This is a genomic window from Paenibacillus sp. 01T443 (assembly GCF_056398325.1).
Map to the genome: position 1 here is coordinate 1,015,709 of NZ_JBFTPE010000008.1, position 12,661 is coordinate 1,028,369.

The window sequence follows — 12,661 nt, forward strand, 5'->3', positions numbered from 1 at the left end:
TGGCTGTCGCCCCTACGGGGATCGACCTCGGTCCTCATCGCTGTGAGTGAGAGATGGGATTTTGTGTGTTAAGGAAATAGCGAAAAAAAGAGGGTGCCCCAAAAGCCATAGGCTTTTGGGGCACCCCTACTACATTTGTTTGTTCTCGCCTTCAAGCGCTCGAAAAAAAATCCCCTCCATTGATTCTTCATCTAGCTTGCTACGTTAAGTAATCTAGACTCAAATCTAATTTCGGGGCTTACAAGATTGGAGCAGATAGGAGTAACAGACAGTTTTCCTTATCTAAGTTTCTGATTCCCCACCCTTTCCTATCAGTAGATTTTTTCGATTATGCTTGATATTTCTTGTTACCGTTCACTCGTCGCGACACACACGAAAACCTTGATCGGGGCCCATGCCATTCGCCTCGAAATTGCTCAGATATGATAACTCGCCGACGTCGCCCATCCAACCGCCGCCCTTCACAATCCGGGTAGAGCTGCTATTACTATCCAAGTCTCCGTACCCGTTCCAGCACCATTCCCTTACATTACCTGACATATCGTAAAGTCCTAGCTCGTTGGGTTTCTTGACACCGATAGATTTTGTTTTATTATGGTTGTTTTCTACCATAGGCCAGTTCCATTCCCCTGATAAGTTTTTATCTCCAGCATTTTTCCAATACCATGCTACTTCATCTGCATTATTGCTTCCGCTATAGGTGTAACTCTTGCTCATCTGACCTCCACCTGCAGCATATTGCCACTCCGCTTCTGTCGGCAATCGGTAACCATTAGCTCCCGCATTGATCGTTACTGTCCATTTTATATTATCGTTTTCACTCTTATTTTTCGGGTCTTTTTTATTCTTGTCTATAGTGTAATACGGTGTTAAGCCCTCTTTTATACTCCTATTATTACAGTACTCCACAACGTCATACCAGCTTACCATTTCTACCGGCAAATTATCGCCTTTGAATTCTGAGGGATTACTTCCCATTACCTCAATCCACTCTTTTTGAGTTACCTCATATTTACCGATATAAAAGTTCGATAATGTTACATTTTCCCCATAGTAGCTGGACTTTGTGTTCAAAAAAGCCCCGCCTTTGACTAATACAAAGTTATCAGGCATTTTAACAGGATTTTTATCAGGCTTTTCTTGCAAACAAGCGCTGACAACAAACATTATTGCTATTAAAAGGAAAATTAATAACTTTCTCATTGATATATCTCCTTTAAACTGATAGGAAAAATTATAGGCTGTGACGGCCTACAATTTGCCTCCGGCAGCATTGAAGACCGTTCGTCTTGCGGGAAACGGCCCTCAACGCATCCGACTGACAGATCAAACTAGAGGGGAACGACCATCGGCCTGTCTCCAACTCCTAAAAATCGGTTAACTCTTTACCCGCGAAGGCGGTCCCCGCCGCCCTTCACTCTTCTAAAAGATATTATTCAAGTAGCATGTAGGTTGTAGCATTTTTCGAAATATATAAGGCCGCCGGCTGTGAGACCGGCCAGCCTTAACAATATCAAGTGATTAAATCACTATCTCAATACTCTGGAGACATTCGGGTGCCCGTCAGTTGCCTGCTTGCAGGTGGCCTGTTACCAAACCGTTACATTAGAGCTACCACTGCTTTGATATCCCTCTGTCGCTAACACCTGGTAGGACCAACTGCTCCCCAGATTCATTCCTTTACTCTGCCATGCGTTAACGTGGTTGCTAAAAGTGATAGCGACGTTGCTGCCGGTCGCTCTCTTCGACTGACGGACACTCCAGAACTGGGTGAAAGTTTTTGTGCCGTCAATGGAAGGTGCGTTGACTCGCTCAGTCGTATAGATGTCATATGTGCCACCATCACTGGACACAGTGCCTTTATGTGTTCCTGTAGGTCTATAAGTGCCCCAGCTATCAACGACGTAATATTCTATGAGTGAGTTTCTCGTCCACCCATAGAGAGTCAAATACCCATTGCCGGACGGCGCCCAGACGCCGGCATTGTAGTTTACTACCCTAGATGGTGATCCGGTATTCCAGCCTTTACCGACAACAAAATTCCCGGTATTTGACCAGTTAACACTGTAATTTCCTCCAGATCCATTGGTAGCATTTACTGTCCCACCACCATCGGTCCAATTTTGCCAGTAGTCTGTCGCTRCATTTGCGGTTGCTGCAAACAAGGTGGTAATACTCATTGAAGCTGCAATAACTAACGTCAAGACTTTCTTATTAAACTTAAACATATTTTACCTCCCGAAATTTTCTATTTATCACTAATTGCCTACATACTACTTGAATATTATCTTTTACAATCATTCCCTTTCATTTTTTGTCGGTTGATTCTCTTTGCAGTACATAACTTGTCCTGTGTCATATTTCGTGAACTACTGACTGTCCCTCCTACCTGAGAAAAAATTTTCTTTCAAGTATAATTGCAAGACAATTTACGTCTTACATAACTAAATTATAAAAAGTAAGCGCATACATTACAACTTAACAAACTATAGATTTACCCCCATATTTTAACTAATCTTTAGAAACCGTCGTGGAACCGAGGTTACCGTAACGTTGGAAGAAGCTCTCGATAAGCTGCTAGAAACTACCTTGATGGCAATCCCTTTACCTTACTCACGAAGCGTACTCGACGATGACGATACTAGCGATAGATTTCCATGACATGCTCCGACCCATCGAAGAGGCACAACGAGGAATTGAAAAATATTTCCGTATTTACAATGAATGGAGCAGCGAAAATAAACAAGCTGGCGCCAGTTGAATACCGACATCAGCTTGTTATTTAGTGCTTTTAATGTTAAGACCGACCAATAAGCCAATTCCTAACAAGACTTCATTCACAACTTTTCAACGCTTCGACTTATAAAACTCATGATAAAGCTTCATGAGCGCCCTCTTCTCTACCCGTGAAACATAACTGCGGCTAATGCCCACTTCCTTCGCAATATGCGCCGCCCCACTTCTCGAATAACCGATTCACCCGCGAACTAATTTCTTGCTCGGCTACGGTTAATAATCCGCCTTTGCTGAAGACGAGTTTGCCGTCGATGACGACATGGGCAATCGCGGTCGGCTGCATGGCGTATACAACATTTGCGAACAATTCGCGTTCTGGCGCCAACGACAAATCGTGAATGTCCACCGCCGTGAAGTCCGCCGCTTTGCCGGCTTCGATCGTACCGGTCTGCAGTCTTAACATTTCGGCGCCGCTCGCTGTTCCCATCCGGAACACGTCATTCGCGGTGATGCAGGTCCCATCCAACCGGGAAACCTTTTGCAGCAAAGCGCACATCCGCATTTCTTCAAATACGCTAATCCGGTTGTTGCTGCAGCCCCCGTCCGTTCCCAAGGAAACTTTTACGCCTGATTTCAAAAGGTCAGGGATTCGGGTGACGCCGTCTGCGAGAAACATATTGCTGGAGGGACAATAAGCCAGCGAGCCGCCACGGCTGCCAATCAGCTCGACTTCAGAATCGTCCAACCATACCAAGTGAATGGCGATCATCCGTTCATCCAATACGCCTAATGAGTCCAAATAATGAACCGGCCTAAGGCCGTAATTCCTTAAGGTCTCCTCGACCTCAAACATTTCTTCCGCGACATGAATATGGAAAGGGGTATCCAGCTCGATCGCAAGCCGATGTCCGGCCTTAATCATTTCCGGCGAAGCCGCGTGCGGGCTGTGTGGCGCCGGATGGACCGTAACCATCGGGTCCCCCTGGTATTTGACGGCAAGAGAACGAGTCCTTTCCACGGCTTCTCCCACCGTCTCCCTGTACGCCGTGGGAGCACCGCTCCAATCGTACATCGTCCGGGCAAAAACAAGCCGGATGCCTACGTCCTTCGCAGCTCGAATGACCGCCTCGTCATAGGCCGTACCGCCGTTATGAACATAGAAAAAGTCGCTGACGGTCGTGACGCCGTACCTGATCATTTCCCCGAAAGCCAGCAGCGCTCCCACATAGACCGCTTCTTCATCAAGCAGCGGAGTGTACCGGTACAACGCTTGATCCCTCCATTCCATAAACGATTTATCGATGGCGATGCCGCGCAGCAGACTTTGAAAAGAATGATTATGCGCATTGACCGTGCCCGGCACGATCGCTTTCCCTTCCCAGCGGACAAGCTCGGCATCAGGAAACGCAGCGGATACCTTTTGCGAAGGTCCAACCTCCGCGATGACGCCGTTCTCCACCACGATTGCAAAATCTTTCTGAAACGCTCCGTTTGCATAGACATATTCCGCTGCATACTGCTTCCGTTTGCTCACGCTAACCCTCCTTAAACATCCAGTTTCTCATCCAGCGCCAAAATGGCATGAAGAAGGACGTTGCCCGCCTTCTCGATATCTTCGATCCGGCTCTCCTCCTCCGGACAATGGCTTTTTCCGTCCAGGCTGGGGACGAAGAGCATCCCCGAACGGGTGAGCGACGCCATATGCGCCGCGTCATGTCCGGCCATACTGCCAAGTGATGCATGCGAATATCCGAGCTTCTCCGCCTGCAAAGCGCAAGTCCCGGCAACGAGCGGATCCATAGTAACCGGATGCTGGTCTAGCAGCAGACGACGCTCGATTCGAACCCCTCTTCTGGAGCAAATAAGAGCCGCATGCACTTCCCATTTTTCGATCGCTTCCTGGATGTCGGCTCTCGTTTTCCCGCGGATCTCCATGTGAAAATGCACCTTGCCGGGAATAATATTGGCCGCATTCGGTTCGTTCGAGATCTTCCCGACCGTCCCTACAGTTTCATCGGATGGATGCGTAAGGCATACCCGCTCCAGCGCGAGCATCGCTTCGGCCGCCCCCAGTAACGCGTCGGTCCGATCCTGCATAAGTGTCGTTCCCGCATGATTCGGCACGCCAATTACCGTCACTTCCTCACGATAAATTCCCGTGATCGCCGTTACAATGCCGACCGGAATGCCTCGATTCAGCAGTCTCTTCCCCTGTTCGATGTGCACCTCTAGAAAAGCAGCGAGCTCCTCCGGCTTCCGTCGCGCCTGCTCGTAACGCTCCGGATCCCCGCCTGCTTGACGCAATGCATCATTCAGCAGCCTTCCGGCGTCGTCCCGGATGCCTTCCAAGTTCTTCCCTGTCAGCTTGCCGGCAACCGACCGGCTGCCGAATGTCGATAAACCGAACGGATTCGGTTCTTCCGCGCTAAAGGAAACGAGTTCGAGTGGATGCCGGGTCCGAATGCCCTGCTCCTTCAGCACAAGCATAACCTCCAAAGCTAACAAGACACCGAGCGCTCCGTCGTACTTGCCTCCGTTCGGCACTGTATCGACGTGGGAACCGAATACTATAGCCGGAAGCGCGTTGTGCGTGCCGCGCCGGGCAGCCCAAATATTGGCCGCTTCATCGACGCGAACGTCCAAGCCAAGGTCCACCGCTTTCGCTTTTACCCAGTCCCGGGCTGCTAACTCCGCAGGCGTAAACGTCGTCCGGTTCAAGCCGCCCTGCTCATTCACGCCGATTCGGCCGAGTTCATGAATGGCTTTCTCCAATCTAGCCGCATTGATTGTCAACTGCATCATGCATAATTCCTTTGACCATGTACAATGACAGGAATGCCATTCTTGATAACCGTCTCCGTTAAATTAACGGCATAATGGTACTGCATATACTCGATATTCGGGGCATCGAAAATAACCAAATCCGCCTGCTTCCCGGCCTCGATGCTGCCGATCCGACCCGCGCGTCCGATTGCATGAGCCGCATTGATCGTGCAGGCGGTCAGCGCTTCGGCAGGCGTCATCCGCATCGTTAAGCAAGCCAGGTTCATCATAAAAAGAAGCGACTCCGTCGGACTGGAGCCCGGATTCCGGTCGGTCGACAAGGCGACCGGCACGCCCGCCTCGATCATTTTCCGCGCATCGGCCGGCTTCGTCATGAGGAAGAAGGCCGTGCCGGGCAGAAGCACCGCAATGACGCCTTTCTCTGCCATTGCCCGGATGCCGGCGTCCGACGCCTGCAGCAGATGCTCGGCCGATACGGCTCCGATCTCGGCAGCCAGCTCAGCTCCCCCGTAAGGGACGATTTCGTCAGCATGAATTTTCGGCTTCAGCCCCCATTTCAGGCCGGCTTCCAGAATTGTCCTCGATTGCTTGGGAGTGAACACGCCCTCTTCGCAGAAGACGTCACAGTACTCAGCCAGCCCTTCTTTGGCGACAGCAGGTATCATTTCCTCCGTCAAAATTGTGACGAAGGCATCCGGATCCGACTTGTACTCGGGAGGAACCGCATGGGCTCCCATAAAGGTCGAGACGAGATCGACGGGATGCTCGCCATGAAGAAAACGGGCCGCCCGCAGCTGTTTCAATTCATCCGCAAGCCGCAGCCCGTAGCCGCTCTTCGCCTCGATCGTCGTGACGCCGTGGGCAAGGAAACGGTCAAGCCGCTTCCGAGTCTCCGCGATTAACTGCGCTTCCGATGCAGCGCGGGTTTTGTTCGTAGAATTCAGAATACCGCCGCCTGCTTGCAGGATTTCCATATAGGTGGCGCCGCGGAGGCGAAGTGTCAGCTCATACTCCCGCGACCCGGCGAACACCACATGTGTATGCGGGTCGATCAGACCGGGGGTGACGGTCTTTCCTTCCGCCAAAATAACGTTGACTTCTTCGCCTCCATGGCGCGAAACATACTCCGCAGCCTCTTGGTCGGCTCCAACGAAGACGATGCGTTCACCATCCACAACGACACCGCCGTTCTCGATGATGTTCAGCCTCTCCATCTCTATTCCTATCTTCGGCGCATGGCTGCCCCCGCTTATGGTGGCGACTTGTGCCGCGTTCTTGATATACAGCATACGGGTAGTGTCACTCCTTTCCGGTCACCTGTCTGTCCGCCATCGGCATCCGAATTCCCATCTTCTTAACGGTATCGATTGCCAGATCATAGCCGGCATCCGCATGACGGACTATGCCCATGCCCGGATCGGTCGTCAAAACGCGTTCCAATCGCGCCTCTGCCTCCTTCGAGCCGTCCGCAACGACAACCATGCCGGCGTGAATGGAATAACCCATACCTACGCCGCCGCCTTGATGCAGCGATACCCAGCTTGCGCCGGCCGCCGTATTGAGGAGCGCGTTCAGAATCGGCCAATCCGCGACCGCATCGCTGCCGTCACGCATCGCCTCCGTCTCGCGATTTGGCGATGCCACGGAGCCTGCGTCAAGATGGTCGCGCCCAATCACGATCGGAGCCGACAGCTCCCCGGAGGCGACCATATCGTTAATGATTTGGCCGAACAACGCCCGCTCACCGTAGCCAAGCCAGCAGATCCGGGACGGCAGGCCTTGGAAGGCGATTTTGGCCTGCGCCATTCGGATCCATTTACATAAATGTTCATTGTGGGCGAACGTCTTCAGGATCACTTCATCGGTCTTGTATATATCCTCTGGATCGCCAGATAACGCCGCCCAGCGGAACGGCCCCCGCCCTTCGCAAAACTGCGGACGGATGTATTCGGGGACAAAACCCGGAAAAGAAAAGGCGTCTTCCACGCCTTCATCGTAAGCAACCTGGCGAATATTGTTTCCGTAGTCGAAGGCGATGGCACCGAGCCGCTTCATCTCGAGCATCGCGTTCACATGCACAGCCATGCTCGCTTTTGCCTTCTTGACATAAGTCACCGGATCTTCCGCGCGCTCTTTGCTGCCCTCATCCAATGATAAGCCCGCCGGCAAATAACCATTCAGCGGATCGTGAGCGGATGTTTGATCCGTTATAATATCCGGGATGAAGCCGCGGCGCAGCATTTCCGGGAGTACCTCAGCCGCATTGCCGACCAGACCGATGGATAACGCCCGCCCCTCTTTCCGGGCCTCGACCGCAAGCGAGATCGCGTCATCCAGGCTTTCCAGTACGCAATCACAATAACTCGAATGAATTCGCTTCTCGATTCGTGTCTTGTCAACGTCGATCCCGATCAGCACGCCTTCGTTCATGGTGACGGCTAACGGCTGCGCTCCTCCCATTCCGCCGAGGCCGGCCGTTACGGTAATCGTCCCTTTCAAAGTGCCGCCGAAGTGCTGCCTGGCGCATTCAGCGAACGTCTCATAAGTGCCCTGAACGATACCTTGACTGCCTATATAAATCCAGCTGCCTGCCGTCATCTGGCCGTACATCATAAGCCCCTTCCGGTCCAGCTCGTGAAAAGTATCCCAATTCGCCCATGCCGGCACCAGGTTCGAGTTGGCGAGCAGCACGCGCGGCGCGTCCCGGTGGGTCCGGAAGACAGCGACCGGCTTACCGGATTGCACCAGCATCGTCTCGTTGTCCTCCAGCTGCTTCAGCGTATCGATGATAGCATCGAAGCTCTCCCAATTTCGCGCGGCTTTACCAATTCCTCCGTAGACGACGAGCTTGCCCGGATATTCGGCCACCTCCGGATCCAAATTGTTCATCAGCATGCGCAGCGCTGCTTCTTGGACCCAGCCCTTCGTATTCAGCACAGCGCCGCGCGGCGCACGAACGACTCGTTCCTTCATAGCGTCAAACCTCCAATCCAATTATTCAATCCGGACGACGGACGCGATGGCTTCCCGCACATTGGTCTTTCTCATCCATTCCGCCATGACGCGAATATCGCCTGACAACACGCGGTCTTCATCCATGAAGCTCACATGCTCGCGGCACCGGTCATAAATCCATTTCGTTCCCTTACCCAGATTCTCCTGACCGCGAAAATCGGCGGCTTGAGCTGCGCACAGCAGCTCGATAGCTAGCACCGAATAGGCGTTTAATACAATCTGATTCGCCTTGCGGGCCGCGATCGTCCCCATGCTGACGTGATCCTCCTGGTTCCCCGACGAGGGGATCGAGTCTACGCTGGCCGGATGCGCAAGCGACTTATTCTCGGACACGACCGCGGCAGCCGTATATTGGGCGATCATAAAGCCAGACTGGACGCCCCCGTCCTTCGCCAGAAAAGGAGGAAGCTTCTCGTTCAAAGACGGATTGACGAGTCTTTCGGTACGGCGTTCCGAGATGCTGGCGAGCTCGGAGGCACTGATGGCAAGATGATCCATCGCTAAGGCGATCGGCTGACCGTGGAAATTACCTCCGGAAATGACACGATTCTCTGCAGCGAAAATAAGCGGATTGTCCGTTGCCGCATTCATTTCGATTTCCAGCTTTACTTGTATATATCGCAGCGCGTCCCGGCTGGCGCCATGAACCTGCGGCGCGCAACGGATCGAATAAGCGTCCTGCACGCGCAGCTCTCCCTGCCCTGTCATCAACCGGCTGCCCTGCGTCAAACGCTGAATATTCGCGGCGGATTGTCCCTGTCCGGGATGCGGGCGAAGCGCGTGGGTAAACGGTTCGAATGCGTCGCGAATGCCGCGAAGCGCCTCAGCCGTTAACGCCGCCGCACAATCCGCCCAACCAGCTAAATTGACGGCGTCATAACAAGCGAGCGCCCCGATCCCCGTCATCACCTGCGTCCCGTTAATCAAGGCGAGACCTTCCTTGGCCTCCAGCGCGATAGGCTTTAAGCCGGCTTTGGCCATCGCCTCGTTACCAGGCAGCCGATCACCGAGAAAGCAGGCTTCTCCTTCGCCGACCAGCACGAGCGCCAGATGCGACAATGGCGCTAAATCCCCGCTTGCCCCAAGCGAGCCTTGCTCCGGGATGACCGGCGTCACTCCGGCATTCAGCATATCAACCAGCAGTTGAACAACCCCCGGCCGGATGCCGGAATAGCCCAGCGATAAAGCATTTACGCGCAGCAGCATAGTCGCTCTTACTGCTTCCTCCGTCAGCGGCGGTCCAATCCCGCAGGCATGGCTTCGAATGAGATTCAGCTGCATCCGCTTCGTGTCTTGCGCCGAAATATAAGTATCACTGAATTTGCCAAAACCGGTCGTAAGCCCATATACCACCCGCTTCTCGCGAAGCAACTTCTCGACGTACGCCCGGCTTATCGCCATTTGATCAAGACAGCTTTGACTGATTTTCACCCGCTCCTTATAGCGGGCTACCCGGATTACTTGTTCAAGCGACATCGTACCGCCGTCAACGGACAGCGCATTTTCGTCCATTGGCAACATGTTGGCACCTGCCTTTCTCTGAGTAATTAAAAAAGCCAATACCCTGGGTAAGGTATCGGCTTCTAATCACTGGACACGGAATGGCTGTCGGCTTCAGGCTCGACCGTTGCTTTTATTACGCTTTATGCTCTTATAGAATGATATGCCCTCGGTTTCTTCTTCATGCTCCTTCTGATTTATGAACAGATATCATCTTCATTCCCTCTTCTTCATACTTAGAGAATTTCTATCATACTTGCTTAATCGTATAGGTCATTCCAGGCAACGTATCAAAAATAATGACGCCATTCCCGGCATCTTTAAATGATGCTGACGAGTTGTCGGTTTCCACTTCAATAGGTACTGCTGCCTTAACGCGGCAAACACCTCCGTTTAACGACGTAATGATGGCTTTAATAAGCACACCGTTGCTCCAAATCATATCTACCTCGAAACCGCCTCTTGCACGCAAGCCTTTTACTGATCCGGACTCCCAAGTATCTGGCAGCGCGGGAAGCAGATGAATGGAACCCGTATGCGATTGCATCAGCATTTCAGCAACACCTGCGGTAAATCCGAAATTACCATCGATTTGGAATGGCGGATGTGCACCGAACAAGTTCGGATAAACCCCTCCTCCGGTAACGCCTGCCTTATCTTCCCGCACCAAATTCAACACGTTGTCAATTAATCCGTGTGCGCGGTTCCCGTCCCCGAAACGAGCCCACAGGCTCAGCTTCCATGCAAGGCTCCATCCTGTACCGATATCACTTCGTCTCTCTAGTGAGCGTTGTGCTGCTTTGAACATTTCAAGCTCCGAATCGGGAGTCAACTGACAACCGGGATAGACGCCATACAAGTGTGAAACATGACGATGATAAATATCCTGATCATCGAAATCATGGAGCCACTCCTGAAGCTGACCATGCTTCCCGATCTTGTACGGGGTTATCCTTGCTCTTGCATTGGCAAGCTCTTTCTGCAGAGCATCATCCGTTTCCAGTACACCTGCAGCTTCGATGCAGTTCGTAAATAATTCATAGATTAAGGCATGATCCATCGATGCGCCTTTGCTCACAGCGGCCATTGAACCATCTTCCATAATAAATTTATGTTCAGGTGATGTCGAAGGTGAGGTTGCCAATCTTCCATCAGGCTCCTCCTGCAGCCAGTCGAGGCAGAAGAACGCTGCTTCTTTCATAACCGGATAAGCCTTTTCCCGCAGATAAGTAATATCTCTGCCAAACGAATAATGCTCCCATAGATGCTGGCATAACCAAGGTGCGGCCATAAACCAGCTTGCCCAAGAGGGATCCCCTTCTCCGAAATCACCAACCGGCGTCGATTGACACCAGATATCGCTGTTATGATGGGCAACCCATCCTCGCGCTCCGTAATTTATACGTGCCGTATCCTCTCCCGTCTGTGACAGGTTTCTCGTAAATGTGAGCAGTGGTTCGTGACACTCGGATAAGTTACAAGTCTCGGCATGCCAGTAATTCATTTCCGCATTGATATTTAACGTATAGTTGCTGCTCCATGGCGGCCTTACATCCTTGTTCCATATTCCTTGTAAATTAGCGGCCTGTGTTCCACTTCTAGAGCTGGAAATCAACAAATAACGACCAAATTGAAATAATAGTTCTACCAGCTTCTTATCATTTGATCCATACTGCGATATTCGAATGTCCGTCGGCTTGTCCGCATCAGTATTGGACTCTCCCAAATCTAGTGATACGCGTTGATATAAATGAAGATAATCTTTAAGATGCGAGTCGTATAAATAGGAATAGCTTTTCTCAAGCGCAGCAGTTAAAAATTTCTCTGCGATGGCTTCAGGGTCCACCCCGTCTGTAACGGGATTACGGTCGAAACCATTAAAGCTGGTCGCAGCGCTGAATACGAGCGTCACGTTTGTTGCGGATTTCACATGCATGCCATCGTGATCTGTAGATAAGCTTCCATCCTCGAGTTTAATGCCAAGCCTTCCATCAAAATGAATACCTACATCTTCTCCATAAACGATCGGAGTGCTTGTGCGGTAATAATTCGGGTCAACATGTATCGGTGCATTTCCTTTCATCAGAATACGATCGGCCTTCCAGCCCGTATGATGCTGGAGAGGACTCCATAATTTCGCCGTGAAATTCAACATGCCTGGCGTGCTCGACTCCAAGCGGATAATTAATGTCTGGTCAGGATTAGATATAAAACTAGTACGCTTATAAATAACATCGCCGATCCTATATCGAACTATTGTAGCTGCCGTCTCCAGATCCAATTCGCGGGTGTAATCATCTGCTAGATTGCCGTGATAGAAATGAAGGCTCAAATCCCCCAAAGGCATATAAGACTGCGTATACGGCCCCATCGCTTCTTTGCTGAGCTCATCTGCTTCAACATACAATCCTTCATTAATTAAACGTCTAATTTCCGGAATTACCTTTAGCGCACCTGGATTGGTCCCGTCTTTCGGCTCACCGGACCAGAGAGAATCCTCGTTTAATTGAAACTGCTCCGTCTCGATTCCCCCGAAAACCATGGCTCCAAGCCGTCCGTTACCAAGCGGCAGTGCTTCCGTCCATCTGGCCGCCGGCGTTTGATAAAATAACTTCAACGTTAATCA

8 protein-coding genes and 1 pseudogene are annotated in these 12,661 nt (G+C 51.5%); all 9 read right to left on the reverse strand.

All coding sequences use genetic code 11. From position 1 onward, the window contains the following. Positions 1-354 precede the first annotated feature (354 nt). Complete coding sequence (locus AC1DLI_RS18280) at positions 355-1,203, reverse strand: formylglycine-generating enzyme family protein (protein ID WP_477604956.1); 849 nt, start codon at positions 1,201-1,203, stop codon at positions 355-357. A gap of 386 nt (positions 1,204-1,589) precedes the next feature. Beyond that, positions 1,590-2,228 (reverse strand): glycoside hydrolase family 11 protein, encoded by a 639-nt coding sequence (locus AC1DLI_RS18285; protein ID WP_477604958.1) that lies wholly within the window; start codon positions 2,226-2,228, stop codon positions 1,590-1,592. A 619-nt stretch (positions 2,229-2,847) separates the two neighbouring features. Next, positions 2,848-2,946: pseudogene (locus tag AC1DLI_RS18290) on the reverse strand (sigma factor-like helix-turn-helix DNA-binding protein); the annotation flags it as partial. After that, positions 2,924-4,270 carry an amidohydrolase family protein gene (locus AC1DLI_RS18295; protein WP_477604960.1) on the reverse strand — a complete coding sequence of 449 codons (1,347 nt, stop codon included), beginning with the start codon at positions 4,268-4,270 and terminating at the stop codon, positions 2,924-2,926. The gene AC1DLI_RS18295 and the pseudogene AC1DLI_RS18290, both read right to left, overlap by 23 nt. A gap of 11 nt (positions 4,271-4,281) precedes the next feature. Then, complete coding sequence (locus AC1DLI_RS18300) at positions 4,282-5,538, reverse strand: allantoate amidohydrolase (RefSeq protein WP_477604962.1); 1,257 nt, start codon at positions 5,536-5,538, stop codon at positions 4,282-4,284. Then, positions 5,535-6,809, reverse strand: a complete 1,275-nt coding sequence (gene hutI, locus AC1DLI_RS18305) for an imidazolonepropionase (protein WP_477604964.1) — start codon at positions 6,807-6,809, stop codon at positions 5,535-5,537. Before hutI ends, AC1DLI_RS18300 begins: the two co-directional genes overlap by 4 nt. Before the next feature lie 10 nt (positions 6,810-6,819). Further along, on the reverse strand, positions 6,820-8,493 hold the full coding sequence (gene hutU / locus AC1DLI_RS18310; protein WP_477604966.1) for a urocanate hydratase: 1,674 nt from the start codon (positions 8,491-8,493) through the stop codon (positions 6,820-6,822). 21 nt (positions 8,494-8,514) lie between these two features. Further along, entirely contained in the window at positions 8,515-10,056 is a 1,542-nt protein-coding gene (gene hutH / locus AC1DLI_RS18315) for a histidine ammonia-lyase (RefSeq protein ID WP_477604968.1), read from the reverse strand. A 229-nt stretch (positions 10,057-10,285) separates the two neighbouring features. Further along, complete coding sequence (locus AC1DLI_RS18320) at positions 10,286-12,652, reverse strand: glycoside hydrolase family 95 protein (protein ID WP_477604970.1); 2,367 nt, start codon at positions 12,650-12,652, stop codon at positions 10,286-10,288. Positions 12,653-12,661 lie beyond the last annotated feature (9 nt).

What these genes read in the sequence shown, in the direction of transcription:
- AC1DLI_RS18280 (WP_477604956.1), bottom strand. Translation starts at nt 1,203, where the DNA reads ATGAGAAAGTTATTAATTTTCCTTTTAATAGCAATAATGTTTGTTGTC.
- AC1DLI_RS18300 (WP_477604962.1), bottom strand. Translation starts at nt 5,538, where the DNA reads ATGATGCAGTTGACAATCAATGCGGCTAGATTGGAGAAAGCCATTCAT.
- hutI (WP_477604964.1), bottom strand. Translation starts at nt 6,809, where the DNA reads ATGCTGTATATCAAGAACGCGGCACAAGTCGCCACCATAAGCGGGGGC.
- hutU (WP_477604966.1), bottom strand. Translation starts at nt 8,493, where the DNA reads ATGAAGGAACGAGTCGTTCGTGCGCCGCGCGGCGCTGTGCTGAATACG.
- hutH (WP_477604968.1), bottom strand. Translation starts at nt 10,056, where the DNA reads ATGTTGCCAATGGACGAAAATGCGCTGTCCGTTGACGGCGGTACGATG.